Source organism: Pseudomonas sp. P8_241 (assembly GCF_034008315.1).
In the GTDB taxonomy this organism is placed as follows: Bacteria; Pseudomonadota; Gammaproteobacteria; order Pseudomonadales; family Pseudomonadaceae; genus Aquipseudomonas.
On sequence record NZ_CP125377.1, the window covers coordinates 4,194,394 to 4,210,830 of the forward strand.

The 16,437-nt window shown below is 59.1% G+C and carries 12 protein-coding genes; 3 read left to right on the forward strand and 9 right to left on the reverse strand.

The features are described from left to right. Positions 1 to 53: 53 nt before the first annotated feature. Positions 54 to 1,232 (reverse strand): M20 aminoacylase family protein, encoded by a 1,179-nt coding sequence (locus QMK58_RS18845; protein ID WP_053164153.1) that lies wholly within the window; start codon positions 1,230 to 1,232, stop codon positions 54 to 56. A gap of 3 nt (positions 1,233 to 1,235) precedes the next feature. After that, on the reverse strand, positions 1,236 to 2,555 hold the full coding sequence (locus QMK58_RS18850; RefSeq protein ID WP_053164155.1) for an MFS transporter: 1,320 nt from the start codon (positions 2,553 to 2,555) through the stop codon (positions 1,236 to 1,238). Positions 2,556 to 2,939: 384 nt separating this feature from the next. On the opposite strand from QMK58_RS18850, the gene QMK58_RS18855 reads away from it, so the two are divergent. Further along, positions 2,940 to 4,079, forward strand: coding sequence for a porin (locus tag QMK58_RS18855; protein ID WP_053164157.1), 1,140 nt, complete (start codon positions 2,940 to 2,942; stop codon positions 4,077 to 4,079). Here QMK58_RS18855 and QMK58_RS18860 read toward each other — a convergent pair. The 5 genes from QMK58_RS18860 to QMK58_RS18880 all read right to left on the reverse strand — a co-directional run bounded on the left by QMK58_RS18860 (position 4,076) and on the right by QMK58_RS18880 (position 10,852). Continuing rightward, on the reverse strand, positions 4,076 to 4,999 hold the full coding sequence (locus QMK58_RS18860) for a LysR family transcriptional regulator (RefSeq protein ID WP_053164159.1): 924 nt from the start codon (positions 4,997 to 4,999) through the stop codon (positions 4,076 to 4,078). The two genes, QMK58_RS18855 and QMK58_RS18860, sit on opposite strands and share 4 nt — an antisense overlap. A 245-nt stretch (positions 5,000 to 5,244) precedes the next feature. After that, positions 5,245 to 6,183, reverse strand: a complete 939-nt coding sequence (locus QMK58_RS18865; protein ID WP_053164161.1) for a sulfonate ABC transporter substrate-binding protein — start codon at positions 6,181 to 6,183, stop codon at positions 5,245 to 5,247. A 48-nt stretch (positions 6,184 to 6,231) separates the two neighbouring features. After that, on the reverse strand, positions 6,232 to 7,269 hold the full coding sequence (gene mgrA / locus QMK58_RS18870) for an L-glyceraldehyde 3-phosphate reductase (RefSeq protein ID WP_053164163.1): 1,038 nt from the start codon (positions 7,267 to 7,269) through the stop codon (positions 6,232 to 6,234). Then, complete coding sequence (locus QMK58_RS18875; protein WP_320395258.1) at positions 7,266 to 8,630, reverse strand: LLM class flavin-dependent oxidoreductase; 1,365 nt, start codon at positions 8,628 to 8,630, stop codon at positions 7,266 to 7,268. Before QMK58_RS18875 ends, mgrA begins: the two co-directional genes overlap by 4 nt. A gap of 2 nt (positions 8,631 to 8,632) precedes the next feature. Then, positions 8,633 to 10,852 carry a TonB-dependent receptor gene (locus tag QMK58_RS18880; protein ID WP_053164167.1) on the reverse strand — a complete coding sequence of 740 codons (2,220 nt, stop codon included), beginning with the start codon at positions 10,850 to 10,852 and terminating at the stop codon, positions 8,633 to 8,635. 205 nt (positions 10,853 to 11,057) lie between these two features. Between QMK58_RS18880 and QMK58_RS18885 the strand changes: the two genes are divergently transcribed. Beyond that, positions 11,058 to 12,098, forward strand: a complete 1,041-nt coding sequence (locus tag QMK58_RS18885; protein ID WP_320395259.1) for a LacI family DNA-binding transcriptional regulator — start codon at positions 11,058 to 11,060, stop codon at positions 12,096 to 12,098. Positions 12,099 to 12,207: 109 nt separating this feature from the next. On the opposite strand, the gene QMK58_RS18890 is transcribed toward QMK58_RS18885, so the two are convergent. Next, positions 12,208 to 12,693: a tripartite tricarboxylate transporter TctB family protein gene (locus QMK58_RS18890; protein ID WP_053164171.1), complete on the reverse strand. Its 486-nt coding sequence runs from the start codon at positions 12,691 to 12,693 to the stop codon at positions 12,208 to 12,210. 1 nt (position 12,694) lies between these two features. Next, positions 12,695 to 13,660, reverse strand: coding sequence for a Bug family tripartite tricarboxylate transporter substrate binding protein (locus QMK58_RS18895; RefSeq protein WP_320395260.1), 966 nt, complete (start codon positions 13,658 to 13,660; stop codon positions 12,695 to 12,697). A 331-nt stretch (positions 13,661 to 13,991) separates the two neighbouring features. Here QMK58_RS18895 and QMK58_RS18900 point away from each other — a divergent pair, with 331 nt between their 5' ends. After that, positions 13,992 to 16,376, forward strand: coding sequence for a DUF3772 domain-containing protein (locus QMK58_RS18900; protein WP_053164175.1), 2,385 nt, complete (start codon positions 13,992 to 13,994; stop codon positions 16,374 to 16,376). Positions 16,377 to 16,437 lie beyond the last annotated feature (61 nt).

Here is a 16,437-nt window from a genome sequence, read left to right on the forward strand (position 1 = left end):
CAGGACGCGCTTGATGCGAGAGCCCTGACATGGCTGATGGCTAGCGATTGAACCTAAACAAGAAAATCCTCCACCAGCTTGACCCAGCAATCAGAGCCCAGACGGATCAACTCGTCGTTGAAGTCGTAATGCGGGTTATGCACGGAACACCCATGGAACTCGCCCTCGCCGTTGCCCAGCATGAAGTAACAGCCCGGCACTTCACCGAGCATCCAGGCAAAGTCCTCAGTGCCCATGACCTTGGGTCCGCGGCTGTGCAGGCAGCCAGGTTCGAACAGCGGCTCCAGACTCTGGCGCACCCGTTGCGTCTCGGCCACATCGTTGATCAGCGCAGGCGCCAGTTGGGTGATCTTCAAGTCGATGCTGACGCCGAATGATTGCTCGTGGCCGCAGACAATCTGCTCCAGGCGTTGGTTGATTTTCTGCTGGGTCTGCGGGGTGTCGGTGCGCACGCTGATCAGCATGCTGGCCTCGTCAGGAATGATGTTGTAGACACTCCCGGCCTGTAGCATGCCGATGCTGATCACCGCATATTCCTCAGGGCCCAGGTTGCGCGACTTGATGGTCTGGATCGCGTTGATCAAGCTGGCTACCACGGGCACCGGATCCACCGCCAGTTCGGGCATGGCGCCGTGTCCCCCCTTACCGGTGACGCTCAGTTGCACCCGCTCGGAAGACGCCATGGTCGGTCCGGCCTGAACCACGACCGTACCCACGGGTGCGCCGGGCATGTTGTGCAGGGCAAAAATCGCATCGCATGGAAAACGCTGGAACAGGCCGTCGTCGATCATTGCCTTGGCGCCGCACAACCCCTCCTCGTCGGGCTGGAAAATCAGATTCAGGGTGCCATTGAACTCGGCGCTGGTCGCCAGACGATAAGCGGCCGCAAGCAAGATCGCGGTGTGCCCGTCGTGACCGCAGGCATGCATGCGGCCGGCGATCTGACTGGCGTGGGCAAAGGCGTTTTTCTCCTGCATCGGCAGCGCGTCCATGTCGGCGCGCAGGCCGATGCGGCGGTTGCCCTGGCCCTTTTTCAGGACGCCGACCAAGCCATGCCCGCCGATGCCGCAATGGACCTGATAGCCCCACTGCGCCAGCTTGGCGGCGACCAGTTCGGCGGTATTTGGGGTTTCACCCCCAAGCTCGGGAGCAGCGTGAATTTGTCGGCGCAGCGCCACGAACGTTTGCAGGTCGGCGTTGCTCAAAACAGGGCTGATTTGTTGAGTGCTCATGGTTCAGGCTCTTCCAATGTTTTCCGGGAATAGTTTCAGGCAGGTCAGGCTGATCACCCCACCGCCCACCAAGTAAAAGGCAGGGGCCAACGGGTCGTTGAGAGTCGACGTCAGCCAGGTGGCGATCAGCGGCGAGAACCCCCCGAACAGGGTCACGCCAAAGCTGTAGCTGACCGAGGTGCCGAGTGCCCGCTGCGGTTTGGCGAAGGCTTCCATGATCATCGCGAAAAACGCCCCTGAACCGACGCAACCGGGAAGTACCAGCAGCGCCACGATCAGCATCGCCAGATACAGGTCGGTGGTGTGCGACAACAACCACAGCGCCGGCCATGCCGCGATGACGGGCAACGTGACGGTCCACACCAAAAGCTTTTTGCGCAGGCCATGACGGTCGGCGTAACGCCCGGCAATCGGCGTGATGATCGCCAGGCACGCGGCGGCAACACAGGCAATCGCCAAGGCGCTGCGCTGCGGATAGTGCAGCGCGGTGACCAGGTACGACGGCATGTAGAAAATGAACAGGTACATGCCGATGGTCGCGCTCGCCATCAGGCCCGTGGCCAGGACGGTGTTGCGCAGGTCGATCACCTCGCGCCAGCGAGGCTTGCGGCCGGTGGATGGCGGTTGCTCAATGACTGCGTGCTCAAGCGTTTCCGGCAGACAACGGCGGATGTACCAACCGACCGGGCCGATCAGCAGACCGACGATGAACGGAATGCGCCAGCCCCAGTTTTCCAGGTCAGGCGTGTTCATGACACTGGTCAGCAGCAACCCGATGCCTGCCCCGACCAAGGCCGCATATCCCTGGCTGGCGGCCTGCCAACTGACGTTGGCACAACGATTGGCCGTTCCGGTCGACTCCATCATGAGCACCGAGGCGGTGCCGATTTCACCACCGGCGGAAAACCCTTGGGTGAGGCGTCCGATGACCAGGAGCACGGTGCCGAAGACCCCGGCTTGCTGGTAAGTGGGGGCGAATGCGATCAAGGCGGTGCCCAGTGTCATCAGGAAAATAGTCAGCGTCAGGGCCGCCTTGCGACCCTTGCGGTCGGCGAAACGACCGATCACCATCGCCCCGATTGGCCGCATCAGAAAGCCCACACCGAAGGCGGTCAACGACATCAGCAATGACGCTACCGGCGACTGCGCCGGAAAGAAATTCCTGGCGATCACCACGGCGAAAAAACTGTAGATGGTGAAATCGTACATCTCCAGGGCATTGCCCAGAGCGCATGCAACGGTGGCTTTTCTAGACCCGACGGCGGCACTGTCGCGCCGTATCGTGCCATTGGCCAAGGGAGTATCCGATTGCAGGGTGGTCATGGGAGATCTCCGAGTTATTGGCGTTGTCGGCACCAACTATCGGGTAACTCTGACGATGAATCACTTGCGCTTTTTGCACACGATTAACCAACAGTTTATTTCGTCGGGCTTCGCCCCGAAATATCGCTCCACGACGGTGCGATCCTTGGTCATTGAGCCCTTCAACGCACCGGTTTTTTCCAGTAACAGCGCCTGTCGAAACCAGTGGACGCGGTGAATCCGACGACTACAAGAGAATTGCCCCACCCTCCACCCCCCTGAAACCCAGTTTTCAGCTACCAAATTAGCAATCAGGCATACCCATACAAAATTGACAATTTCCGACTCATTTTATTTTCGTGGAGGCTGCGAACCTTCAGTCATCAGCTACACGGAGAGTCTGTAATGGGTACGTCCGCCGCGCGCAATTCGTCATTGGCCGCCATGCTGCTGGGGGTGAGCCTGCCTGCAGTCAGCCAGGCTGAAGGGTTCCCGTCCATCGCCCGAGTGGCGCCAGGGTTTGGCTACTACAACGTCGACAAGGGCTTTGATGACAAGCTCAAGTTCTATGGCACCGTCGATGCCTTCGTGAACTACCAGGACTCGGGTCATTACTCAGGGGTCAAGGTCGCCGGCGGCGCGGCCTGGACCAACAAACTGGGGCTATACATGCGCAAGGCTGTCGATGCGGACACGGTACTGGAAGCGGATGTCGAAGAAGGCTTCAACCTCAACGGCAAGGCGCTCGACGAGCATTGGAAGCAGGTCGGCGCATTGCGCCTGGCCGTCGTGGCGCTACGCTCGCGTAACTACGGGAAACTGGAGTTTGGCAAAACCTACGGCATGGGCACGCCGACCTACGCCGACCCGTTTCTGGCTACCTATGGCTCACCCTATACTTACCTGACCTCTCCGCCCGCCGGGCGCGGCGCCTATTATCTGGACCTGCGGCCCAAACACACCCTGGCCTATACCACCGCGAAATTCGCCGGTTTCAGCCTCGGCAGCGCATTGAGCTTTGGCTTGAACGATACGGCCAGTTCGGGAAAGACCCTGCGCGGCAAGGGTGTGAGTTTGCAATACAGCAATGCGCACTGGATCTTGATTGGCTCGTTCAACGATTATCTGAGCGATCCCTGGGATGACGGTGATCGTGAGCGCCAGACCCACAACTACTTCAAAAGCGCTTCAGCGTTTTACGACTTCGGACCGCTCGCGGCCAGCCTCACCTGGCAGCGCCAGGACGTCGACTACCAAGCGACACCGAGCATGACCGCCTGGACAGTGGGCATTGCCGCGCCTGTGGGCAAAACCGATGTGGCACGCCTGTCACTGGTCCAGCGCAATATCGAATTCGGCAACAAGGACGCATTCGGGATGATGCTCGGCTATGACCATTTTCTGAGGCCTAATTGGGCCATCTACGGCCGCGTCGCGCTGATCGATAATCACCCCAACTCATCCATCAGCTACGCCGGCATCCCGATCGAGCAGGCCGGTGACGACCCGCAGAACCTGGCAATCGGCATGTACTACCACTTCTAACGAGCGAGTTCGGCCAACGACTCCGCAGTCAGCCTTGATTTGAGGCTGTAGAACAGTTCCTTGGCCGGCGACGTCAGCGAATGACGGTCGATGCATACCAGGTAAATCGGGTATTCGGGAATGATCTCCTCGACCTCAACGCAGACCAACTCTGGCGCCCGCCCAGCTGGCAATGTGTTGCCTACCGCCAGGTTACTCAGGGTCATGAACGCGTCGGCGCTCTCTACCAGGCGCAGAGCCAACAGCAACGACGCGCATTCAATGACCTTCTGCGGCGGGTGAATATCGTTGACCTCGAACATCTGATAGAACTGCGACGAACGATCGTCGATCTCATCCAGGCTGATCCAGTTGGCGTACTGCAACTGGCGCAATGAGCGCGAATGGCGCAGCGGGTTGTCGGTGCCACAGAACACGGCCCCCTGAATGCGATGCAAGGCCTCCCAATCCAGATTCAGACGCTGTGTGTTTTGCTGCGAAGTCAGGGCAAAATCCAGGCTCCCGTCGCGCAAACGCTGCACGATATGGCTCGGCCGCTGCTCGGTTAGCTTGATCCGCACCCGTGGGTTCTTCGCCTGAAAATCACTGATGCACTGCTCGAATCCGGGCAGCATCGCTGTCAGTGAGGTGATCCCGATGGCCACATCACCAACCGCCATGTCATGAATATTATCGGCTTCGATCTGCAGCCGTCGCATACTCTCGACCGCCATGTGCGCGTGGCGAATGATCCGCCGCCCCTCCTCGGTCAGCGACATGCCCTTGTAAGACCGCTGCAGCAAGGTCAACCCAAGCTCTCGCTCCAGATCCTTGATTGAACGACTCAATGCAGGCTGGGTAACGTGCAGTATCTGCGAGGCCTCATTGATACTGCCGCACTGGTTGATCGCTACCAAAGCTCTGATTTGATGAAACTTCACAGTGTTCGACTCACTTTTATTGTTCGCCAAGGATATAGCAATATCCCGGCCAGGAGCCGCCCATCGATGCCCAATGGTGTAGGAAGGTTCACCCTGTCAGCACTAGTTGTTGCCGCCTCGGTTTATCTCGCGCTCGACATGCAGGTCCCGTTTCCCGGCCCCATCCAAAATTCCGATGCACCGCTACTCAGGGCTCTTGCGCAGATGCAGACGTATTGGACTTCTGTAGATTGCCCGTTCTGCACTCAATCAGACTCGTTCCATACCGCCTCACGCACATCGACTTTCCTGGGCAAAAGCTTGTTTTGATAAAACAGGTCGGCCGTCATTTGCTGCGCGCTGATGATGCTTTCATCAATCGGCAATATTGGCGAAGGCGGCCGATTATCCAGGTAACTGGCAATCACATCGTCGGGCAGTCCCATGTATTTTTTTACCACCTTCAGGCTTTCTTCCCGCTGGCTGCGGGTCAGCCCTTCGGCGCCAGTCAACTCATTGAGCAGCGCGTGGACAAAAGAACCATTGGCTTTCGCGTAGGCGCGTCGTGCGGTGTACACCGGACCTGACAGGTTCAAACCTTCGCCGTTGGCCAGCACGCGAACATTGCCCTGACTCAAGGCAAGCGAAGAGTAAGGCTCCCAAATTGCCCAGGCATCGACGCTGCCTTGTTCGAAGGCTGCACGCGCATTGGCGGGTGGCAGGTTCATTGGCTGGATGTCCTGGTAGCTCAATCCGGCCTTGTTCAACGCCCTCAGTATCAGGTTGTGTGAACTGGACCCTCGCTGAAAAGCCACCTTTTTGCCTTTCAGGTCGGCAATGTTTTTTAGCGAGCTGTCTGCGCGCACCAGTATGGTTTCCGCTTGTGGTTTTGGCGGCTCGGTGCCGATGTAGACCAGATCGGCTCCCGCCGCCTGCGCGAACAGCGGCGGGATGTCCCCGGTGGAGCCGATGTCCAGCGCATTGACGTTGATCGCTTCCAGCATCTGCGGCCCGGCAGGAAATTCAATCCACTGCACTGCCGTTTGAGGAAAACGCTTCTCCAAAAGCCCGTGCTCTTTAGCGAGTAATAAGGCAATCGAGCCTTTCTGGTAGCCGATTCTCAGGGTTGCAGGGTCTGCTGCCATTACCGAGTTTGTCAGACTGAACAGTGCTAACCCCGTAAAAAAAACTTTTAGAAATGTCATCTTTGTCTCGTTGTTTGAAATCCGGGAGAACGCCTGAGTTGGGCTTATTTATTCAGCAGTCGACGGCCTTTCCCAAAGATTGATCCCGCCCTCTCGGGCAAATCGGTCAATCTCCGCCAGTTCCTGCGCGCTGAAACTGAGGTTCTTCAACGCCCCGACGTTCTCGATGATCTGCTCCGGCCGACTCGCACCAATCAATGCCGAAGTGACCCGAGGATCACGCAGGGTCCAGGCCAGCGCCAACTGCGCCAGACTCTGGCCACGACGCCTGGCGATTTCGTTGAGTGCCCGCACGTGGGAAATGTTGGCCTCGGACAAGTGCGACGCCTGCAACGAACCACCGCCCGGACGGTTGACCCGCGCATCCGCCGGCACGCCGTTCAGGTATTTGTCGGTCAGCAAGCCCTGGGCCAGCGGGGTGAAGGCAATCACACCGGTGCCGAGTTCGTCGGTGGTATCCAGCAGGTCTTTTTCCACCCAGCGATTGAGCAGGTTGTAGGCCGGCTGGTGAATCAGCAGCGGCACTTTCCACGCTTCGAGCAACGCCGCCATTTCACGGGTTTTCACCCCGGAATAGGACGAAATCCCGATGTACAGTGCCTTGCCCTGCTGCACCGCAGTCGCCAGCGCGCTGGCGGTTTCCTCCAGCGGCGTATCGGGGTCGAATCGGTGAGAGTAGAAAATGTCCACATACTCCAGGCCCAGGCGTTGCAGACTCTGATCGAGGCTGGCCAACACGTACTTGCGCGAGCCGCCGCCCTGACCGTAAGGGCCGGGCCACATGTCCCAACCGGCCTTGCTGGAGATGATCAATTCGTCGCGGTACTGCTTGAAATCTTCACGCAGCAGACGGCCAAAGTTGATCTCGGCGCTGCCATACGGCGGGCCGTAGTTGTTGGCCAGGTCGAAATGATTAATGCCCAGATCGAACGCCGTGCGCAGCAACGCACGCTGGGTGTCGAGCGGTGTGCTGTCGCCGAAGTTGTGCCACAGCCCCAGGGACAGCGCCGGCAGTACCAGGCCGCTGCGACCCACGCGGCGGTAAGGGATGGAGTCGTAGCGGTTTTGGGCAGCGATGTAAGTCATAGCGTTTTTTCCTGGTTGTCCGCAAATGGGTGTTGAGGCGGCCGTATGAATTTGTTTGATGGTCTGTCCAGCCCCAGGTTCTGGCGCAAAGTACGGCCTTCGTACTCGGTTCTGAAAAGCCCTCGACGTTGCAGCTCCGGCACTACTTCGTTGGCGAAATCCTCCAGACCACCAGGAAGGTGCGGCACCAGTACGTTGAAGCCATCGGCCGCACCTTGTTCGAACCATTGCTGCAGTCGGTCGGCGATCTGCACCGGTGTGCCCACCAGACTGTAATGACCGCGACCACCAGCAATTTTTCTACCCAGTTCGGCGAGACTGAGGTTTTCCCGTCCAGCCAACTCGGTCAGCAGTTTCTGCCGGCTCTGCTGGCCGCTTTCTGTGAGCGGCAAGTCCGGGAGCGGCCCGTCCAGTGGATACTTCGACAGGTCGAAATTGCCCAGCATACGCCCAAGCAGAGCAACGCCAACTTTAGGTTCGACCAATCGCTGAAAGGTTTGAAACTTTTCCTGCGCTTGCTCTTCAGTTGACCCGACCACGACAAAAACGCCGGGCATGATTTTCATCGAATCGTGGCTACGGCCGTACTGGCCCAAACGGCCCTTGAGATCGGCGTAAAACGCCTGGGCATTGGCCAACGACGTTTGCGCCGTGAATACCACCTCCGCCGTTTGCGCCGCCAGATCGCGTCCGGCCTCGGAAGATCCGGCCTGCACAATCACCGGATGCCCTTGCGGGGAGCGCGCAACATTCAGCGGGCCCTTCACCCGGAAGTGCTCACCGACATGATCCAGCACATGCAGCTTGGCCGGATCGTAATAGGCGCCGCTGGTCTTGTCGCGGATAAACGCGTCGTCGTCCCAGCTGTCCCACAGCCCCGTGACCACCTGATGGAACTCGCGAGCGCGGCTGTAGCGATCCGCGTGCCCAATGTGTTCGTCCCGGCCGAAATTTTGCGCTTCGGCAGCGTTATCCGAGGTCACCAGATTCCACCCCGCTCGCCCGCCGGACAGGTGATCCAAGGAAGCGAATTTACGCGCTACGTGGTACGGCTCGTTGTAGCTGGTGGTGGTCGTGGCGATCAGACCGATGTGTTCGGTGACCACACTCAAGGCTGACAGCAACGTCAGTGGCTCAAAGGAATCCGAGCGCGCCATACGGCTGGCAATCTCATCTCTGGGCGCGGCGACGTTATCGGCGAGGAACAAGGCGTCAAACTTCGCCGCTTCAGCAATCTGCGCCAGATGTCTGTAATGGGCGAAATCCAGTCCGGCGTCGGCCGACACTTCGGGGTGTCGCCAGGCGGCGATGTGGTGCCCGCCGGCCATTAGAAAGGCTCCCAGTTTGAGCTGTCGAGTCATGTTCAGAAGTCCTTGCGCAGTTGCACACCAAAGTAGCGTTCGTCGTCCCGTGGCACCGCGCGGTAGATGTAGCTGCCGCCAGTGGCCAGCATCGGTGAATAGGACTTGTCGGCGAGGTTTTTGCCCAGTAGCGCCACGCGCCAGCCGTTGTTGTAATCAGCCAGCGCGATGCTGGCATTCCAGATCCCGAATGCGCCCTGTTTGGTGTCGGGGTTCTGGCTGATGTCGTACTGCACTTCACTCTGCCAGCTGTAGTCGGTACCCAGTTCGACATCCAGACCGTTATCCAACGGGATGCTGTAGTCGGCGCGCACGTAGCTCTTCCAGTCCGGACTGTACGGAAGCGGCTTGCCATTGACGTTGCACGACGCGGCGGCACCCGACGGACAGGCAAACTCGTCGATGCGTGCATGGGTGTACGCCAGCGCGCCGGAAAACTTCAGTTGCCGGGTGGCCTGCAACGCGTAATCGAGTTCGACGCCTTCGGTACTGACACTGCCGGCGTTGATCAGACGGGTCACCACTTGCCCTGCCACGGTATCGAAGAAGTTCGCCTGGTAATTGTCGTACTCGCTGTGGAACACCGCGACGTTGGTGACCAGGCGGTTATTCCAGGACGTCGCTTTGACTCCCAGCTCCCAGTTGTTGGATGTTTCCGGCTTCAGCGCGTCGGTATCACGCGGCTGCATGTTGAAGAACACGTTGTAGGCCGGTCCTTTGTAACCACGTGAATAGGTCAGATAGCTGGTGACCGTGTCGCTCAGGTCGTACTGCAGGCCAAGTCGACCCGACCAGCCGTCTTCGTCCACTGATCCGGAACTGCTGGTGCCCGGCTGGATGCCGGTGACGGCGGTCGCTGAAGTGGAGACCCGACGGTGATCGTACTCCAGATCGTCATGCGTCCAGCGCAGGCCGGCGATACCGCGAAAGGTCGATGTGAAGTTCAACGTGCTTTCACCAAACACCGCATAGCTATCGTTGGTGGTGCCGTAATCGGCGACACCACGGTTGACGCTCGTGGGAGTGGTCAACGTGCGCTGATACGTTTCATCGTCCTTGCCGTGCATGTAAAACAGGCCACCCACGTACTCCAGGAACTCCCCCTTCGGTGATGCCAGGCGAAGCTCCTGCGAGTACTGATCGAAGGCCAGATCGCCTCTGTCGGCGGTGCCTGGAAATGCGGCGGTGACGGTACTCAGGCGATCGCCATCCTGATATTGGGTGTTATCCCAGCCACGCCACGCCGTGATCGAAGTCAGTGTGTAATTACCCAGGCTCCAGTCAAGTTGGCCAGAGAGGCCTTTGTTGATGTCTTCGACGTGGGTGCGCGTGTCAGTGTTGATCTTGCGGTTATCGCTGGACGCTCGCACCGGGTTCAACGCATTGGCAAAGGCCGGCGTCAGCGACTCGCTGACTACACCATTGGGTGCATCGTCATGGGACTGCATGTAGTCCGCGATGAAGGTGAACTTGAGGTCAGCGTCAGGCGTGAACTCCAGTTTGCCGCGTGCGCCTTTGTGGTTGTAGCCATTGACCTCCTGACCGTTGTGCTCGTTATCGACGTTGCCGTCATAGCTGCCGAACAAGGTGGTGATCGAGCCCTTCAAGGTGTCTGGAATCAGACTGCCGCCAAGACCGAAACGGGTACGGCTTTCGTTGCCACTGTAGTTGGACTGGTCTATGTAACCGCGGGTTTCGGCGGTCGGTGCCCGGCTGATGATGTTCAGTACGCCGGCCGAAGCGTTCTTGCCGAACAGCGTACCTTGCGGGCCACGCAGGACTTCGATCCGTTCCAGATCCAGCAGGTCGAGGGTCGTTTGACCAGGGCGAGCGTAGACCACGCCATCGATCACGGTAGCCACGGTCGGTTCAACGCCAGGGGAAGTGGAGATCGTCCCCACTCCACGCACGAACAACGAGGTGTCCTTGTTCGAAGCACCGGTACGAAAATTCAGCGACGGTACTTGCTGGACGATGCTCGATACGCTGTTACGGTTGTCTCGCTCCAGCTGCTCGCCATCGACGACTGACACCGCCACCGGGATTTTTTGCAGCGATTCTTCGCGACGAGTCGCGGTGACTGTGACGGATGTAAGCGTCGGCTCACTGTTGTCGGCGGCGAACGCATTACCAGACGGCAACACGGCCAAGCCGGTAAATAACCACCCCGCAGCGCGAATCGAATGCGCCAATGTGTTTCTTGCCCCAGGAAAATTGCCCATGGTCTACCCGCTCGAAAGTGTGCCCTGAACCGCTGCCGTTCTGCGACGACAGCGTCTGAAATATGTCTTGGGCATTCGCTCGAGCGAGTAGCAGACAAAACGCCTTGGTAGCGCTAACATCGACAGTATCAACAACCGCTACATAGATCGTCAAATACTAATAAATTAGTTTTATATATCTTTTAGTTTTTAAAAGGATTGCGAGTTGAGCGAAAATTTACCTCGTAAACGCCGAGGCGCCGGCCGCGTTACCCTCAACACCGTGGCGCGACAGGCCGGTGTCTCGGCCATCACCGTTTCGCGTTTTTTCAACCAGCCGGAGCAGGTATCGCCTGAGCGACGCGAGCGCATCGCTGCCGTGGTCGCGCAATTGGGCTACGTGCCAAACCTGGTGGCCGGAGGATTAGCCTCGGCACGCGGCAAAATCGTCGGGATGGTGATCCCGAACATTTCCGGGCCGATCTTCGCCGACACTATTCAGGGTTTCAGCGACACGCTCAGTCGCAACGGTTATCAGCTGCTTTTGGCGTCGAGTTATTTCAGTGTCGAACAGGAAGAAAGTGCGGTGCGGGCGTTCCTTGGCTGGTCGCCGGCGGCGTTGGTATTGACCAGTCACTTTCACAGCGTTGGCACCGAAAAAATGATCGCTGAAGCGGACATCCCGGTGATTGAAACCTGGGACTACCAACCGGAGCGCGGGCCGATGCAGATCGGCTTTTCGCACTTTGACGTGGGCGTGACAGCCGCGCGCTACCTGCATGACAAGGGTTATCGGCGAATGGCCTATGTGCAGAACAGTGCCGCCGGTGATTTCAGTGCGCTGGAGCGCCGCGATGGCTACATCAACTGTGTTCGCCAACTGGGCCTGGAGCCGTGGGTGTTTGCGCCGCCGGTGGGTCTGGCGCCGTTTGAAGCCGGAAAACAGGCGATGGAAGCGCTCATGCAGGCCCCTGCTCCACCGGATGCCATCATCTTTGCCAACGACAATCTCGCAGCCGGCGGATTGCTGGCGGGGCAACGCACAGGGCTGAGTATTCCCGGAGACTGTGCGGTGCTTGGGTTTGGCGATTACCCGTTTGCTGAAATGCTGCTACCGAGTTTGAGTACCATCAAACCACCTGCCCTGCAGATTGGTGTCATGGCAGCGACGCGAGTGCTGCAAAGCCTGGGAGTGCTGCCGGTGGAGGACGAGGTGCAGCGGATAAATCTTCTGGAGTGTCTGGTGATCGAACGGGAAAGTGCTTGAAAGCTCAATTGCATAAACGACCTGAAGACGCTTGATTATCTACCGCCGCGGGATACGGTGCGCCGCACCATCCCAGGCATGCAGGAATGTTTACGGTGTCGCTCTGCGTTCAAATCCAGGCATTGATCAGCGGCGGCAGAGACACGCCGAGTCCGGCGTTGAACAGCCAGTAGATCGGCAGGGTCAAGGCAATGCCGATGGCCAGGTCCCGAATCGGATGGCGGCTGCCAAAACCTCGTGCCGCACAGACAAACAACAACCCGGCGGCCAATACGAAGCCGATGACGTTGATCAGCAGCGCTACACCGAGAAGGCCGGCCGTGACCCACACCGCGCCGGCTTTGCCACCCGGCACGGTGACGGTTTGGGCGTTGTCCAGTTCGCGAAAGCCACCGGTGATCGCCTGATACCCCAGCAACACGCCCACTACGCCGAGAAACGCCGCAACCGCATAGGGATAAACGTAGGCCGGGAGGATGACGAAGCCCATTTCCGGCGGAAAGTGAAACGCGCCCAGCGCGAGCACGCTGCTGATGGCGATCAGGCCCAGGCTGATCGCCATCTGCGCCGGTACGACACTACGCACACCGGTCATTTCAAAGCAGCCCGACCTTGACCAGCATGGCGCGCAACCGTACGTGCTCCTCATCGACGAACTTGCCGAAGTCATCGCCGGTCAGCACGCTCGGTGTCCACGCATTGGTCTGGATGTTGTCCTGCCAGATTTTGCTGTTGCTGGCGGCGACCACCGCGTCGGTCACTTCTTTACGCTGCTCGGGCGTGAGGCCCGCCGCCCCGTATACACCGCGCCAGTTGCCGATGATCACGTCGTAGCCGCTTTCCTTGAGCGTCGGTGCATCAATCCCGGGGACCCGTTCCGGCGCGCCGATGGCCAGAACACGGAATTGTCCGGCCTTGATGTATTGACCCAACTCGGCGTAACCGCCTGTGATCACCTTGAGTTGGCCACCCAGCGCCTGGGCAACCACTTCACCGCCTCCGCCAAAGGCCACGTAGTTCACCTTGTTGACCGGGACATCCAGTTTGCCCGCCAGCTCGGCGATGCCGATGTGGTCAATCGAACCCTTGGAGCCACCGCCCCAGGTGATGCTGGTCGGTTTGTCCTTGAAAGCTTTGATCAGGTCGTCGAGGGTCTTGAATTCGGACTCCTTGCGCACGGCCAGCACGTTGTACTCGGTGAACAACCGGGCAATCGGTGTCACATCCTTCAAGGTGATTTGCGGTTTGTTCTGCTCGATGCCCGCAACCATGATCGCACCCACCACCAGCAACGCATTCGGATCGCCCTTGGTGCTGTTGGCAAACTGCGCCAGGCCGAGTGTTCCTCCAGCGCCGCCTTTGTTTTCGAAGGTCACGGATTTCGCGGCACTGGCTTCGATCAACGCTTTGCCCAGTACCCGTGCGGTCTGGTCATAACCACCACCGACCGAGCCCGGGGCCATGAATTTGACGGTATCCAACGCAAAGGCAGGCGTGACGAGAGCCGCCGCGGTGACGCCAGCCGCCACAAACTGACTGAATCGACGGAGCAAAACGGACATGAGTGACTCTCCCGAATGAACTGTTTTTATAGGTGCCGCTTGTCCATCGATGCGCAAGTCTCTGCGGCTCATTTGAACATTGGCCTGCGGACAAGCGTAGGCCATGGCGCCGAGGACCGCCTGCCCTCGGCCGGCACCTCCTGCCCGGGTCGGTCGCCGCCCTGCTGTTGATCGTCCCGGGCGGCTTGATGATGTTTTGCGCCCCCTCATGACTTCGTCACCAACGACATCTTCCACCTGAAACTGTGCCTGTTCGATCGAAAACGCTCAAGAATGCGTGTCATGACCTAACCTCTTAGGTTCAGTGACCCAACATCCATCGAGCACGCCTATGTGCAATGCATTGAAATCAGTGATGTTCGTCGTCATCGCGCTATTGGGACTGCACGGTCCGATGGTGTCAGCCGCGACCTCACTGGACGCGCCAGCCGACCGCGTAGCCCCGGCCTCCGTCAGCATTTCCGACAGCGATTTACAGACGCTGCAAAACCAGCTCGACAATCTCAAGCAGCAGGTTTCCCTGGCCGCCAACTACACCCAGCTGGAAGGTTCGCAAAATGTGGTGCAGGCGCTGATCCAGGAAGTGGATCGCCTGACGACAGCGCTGTTGCCCGAACAGGCTCAATTGCAGGCCCAACTCAATGTGCTGGGCCCGGTATCGAGCGATGAAGGCGGGTTGATCACATCAGCCATGGCATCACAAAGAGCCACGCTGAGCGAGCAGAAGCACAGGATCGACAACCAGCTCAAAACCCTGGCGACGCTGAAACAAAATGCTGCCGATCTCATCACCCAGATCGCCGGCATCCGGCGCAACTTGCTGGAAATCGAGGTCACCCAGAAGACCAGCAGCATCCTCAATCCACGTTTCTGGTCACCCTTGTTCGATCTGCCGCAGGACGACCGTCAACGGTTCAGTGCCCTTATCGAACAGCTCAAAGCTACGCATCAGGCCGCCTGGCAACCTGGTCAGCGCTTGATCACGACGGGCCTGCTATTGCTGGCCCTGATCATATGGACCGTGGGGCGAAGACTCGCCGACCGGGCGTTGACCTGGGTGTGCATTCACAGAATGCCGGAGGGACGATTGCGCCGTAGTTCCCTCGCCCTGGCCTCGGTCATGGCCACCGTATTGACCGCGGGCGCTGCCCTGGAACTCCTGCATTTTGCCGGCACTCGCCAGTTGCCTTATACACCGCTGGTTGCCGATCTGGCCGAATACCTGGAAAAACTGGCGTATACCTGTGTACTGATCACCGGATTGAGCCGTGCCCTGCTCTCGACTCAACACCCTACGTGGCGCCTGCCCGCCATTGCCGACCCCGTGGCGCTGGAGATCGAGCCCTACCCGAAAATACTGGCCGGCCTGTTGCTGTTGCTGGTCACGCTGGTGCAGATGGGCAATGTCACCGGTATGAGTTCCGAGATCGTACTGTTTGGTCGGGGCATCGTCGCCCTGGTGGTCACACTGGTGATCGGCTCTCTGCTGTTGCACGTCAGCAAGATCCGCCGCACGCTCGCGGCGGCGGGTGAAGCCCCCGAGGGCGTAACGACATTCGCAGGGCTGATTTATGCGTTTGCCGGCGTTTCCGTAGTGGTTTCCCTGTTCGCCCTGTTCATCGGCTACGTGACGCTGGCTAGGTTCATCACCTACGAACTGGTATGGATCTACATCATTTCCGCGGGTTTCTACATGCTCACCCAGGTGTATACCGACACCTGCGAGTATGTATTTTCACCCAGACAACCCACCGGCAAGTCCATCAAACAACTGCTGGGTATCGGCAACCCACGCCTGGAACAGATCTGCACTGTGCTGTCCGGCGCCGGTCGCGCCGCGCTGATGCTGATTGCAATCATCGCCCTGTTTGTCGGGGGGATCGGCACAACCCTCGGTCAATTGGTCACCAACACCCTGTCCATCCTTGGCGGCGAAGGGCTGCGCAAGCTCAATATCGTCCCGGACAACCTGCTGCACGCCTTTCTCGCCCTGGTGATCGGCATCTACCTGATTCGCTCGTTACGCCGTTGGCTGGACAACGAGTTCCTGCCGAAAACCGAAATGGACCCGGGCATGTGCGCCTCGCTGAGCACACTGTTCGCCAATATCGGTTATGCCTCGGTGGTGCTGCTGACACTGTCGTCGCTGGGGATCAAGTGGACCAACCTGGCGTGGATCGTCAGCGCCTTGTCGGTGGGTATCGGCTTCGGCCTGCAAGAGATCGTCAAGAACTTCATCTCCGGTCTGATCCTGTTGACCGAGCGCCCGGTGAAAGTTGGCGACCTGATCAGCATCAGCGGGGTCGAGGGGGACATTCGGCGGATCAACGTACGCGCCACGGAAATCCAGCTCGCCGACCGCTCGATCGTGATTGTGCCCAACTCGCAGCTGATTTCGCAGAACTTGCGTAACGTCACGCTCGGCGGCAGCGCCCAAGGGGTGGCGACACTGGAGTTGATGTTCCCGCTGGATATCGACCCGGAGCAAGTGCGCAACCTGCTGCTCGACACTTACACCGAACACGAGTCCATCCTGGAAAAACCGGCGTCGTTCGTGCGTTTCAGCCAACTCAAGCCCGAAGGCATCACGTTGACCATCACCGGTTACGTCGGTAGCCCGCGCATGGTCGGGGCGATCAAGAGCGAACTGTTGTTTGAAATTCTCAAGCGGCTGGGCGCCGCCGGGATCGAACTGGCGAAACCGCCAGCGGCGTAACGCACATCCCCGTAGGAGCTGCCGAAGGCTGCGATCTCTTGATCTTGTTTTTTACATCAAG

What these genes read in the sequence shown, in the direction of transcription:
- QMK58_RS18880 (WP_053164167.1), bottom strand. Translation starts at nt 10,852, where the DNA reads ATGGGCAATTTTCCTGGGGCAAGAAACACATTGGCGCATTCGATTCGC.
- QMK58_RS18875 (WP_320395258.1), bottom strand. Translation starts at nt 8,630, where the DNA reads ATGACTCGACAGCTCAAACTGGGAGCCTTTCTAATGGCCGGCGGGCAC.
- mgrA (WP_053164163.1), bottom strand. Translation starts at nt 7,269, where the DNA reads ATGACTTACATCGCTGCCCAAAACCGCTACGACTCCATCCCTTACCGC.
- QMK58_RS18850 (WP_053164155.1), bottom strand. Translation starts at nt 2,555, where the DNA reads ATGACCACCCTGCAATCGGATACTCCCTTGGCCAATGGCACGATACGG.
- QMK58_RS18895 (WP_320395260.1), bottom strand. Translation starts at nt 13,660, where the DNA reads ATGTCCGTTTTGCTCCGTCGATTCAGTCAGTTTGTGGCGGCTGGCGTC.
- QMK58_RS18900 (WP_053164175.1), top strand. Translation starts at nt 13,992, where the DNA reads ATGTGCAATGCATTGAAATCAGTGATGTTCGTCGTCATCGCGCTATTG.
- QMK58_RS18855 (WP_053164157.1), top strand. Translation starts at nt 2,940, where the DNA reads ATGGGTACGTCCGCCGCGCGCAATTCGTCATTGGCCGCCATGCTGCTG.
- QMK58_RS18845 (WP_053164153.1), bottom strand. Translation starts at nt 1,232, where the DNA reads ATGAGCACTCAACAAATCAGCCCTGTTTTGAGCAACGCCGACCTGCAA.
- QMK58_RS18890 (WP_053164171.1), bottom strand. Translation starts at nt 12,693, where the DNA reads ATGACCGGTGTGCGTAGTGTCGTACCGGCGCAGATGGCGATCAGCCTG.
- QMK58_RS18865 (WP_053164161.1), bottom strand. Translation starts at nt 6,183, where the DNA reads ATGACATTTCTAAAAGTTTTTTTTACGGGGTTAGCACTGTTCAGTCTG.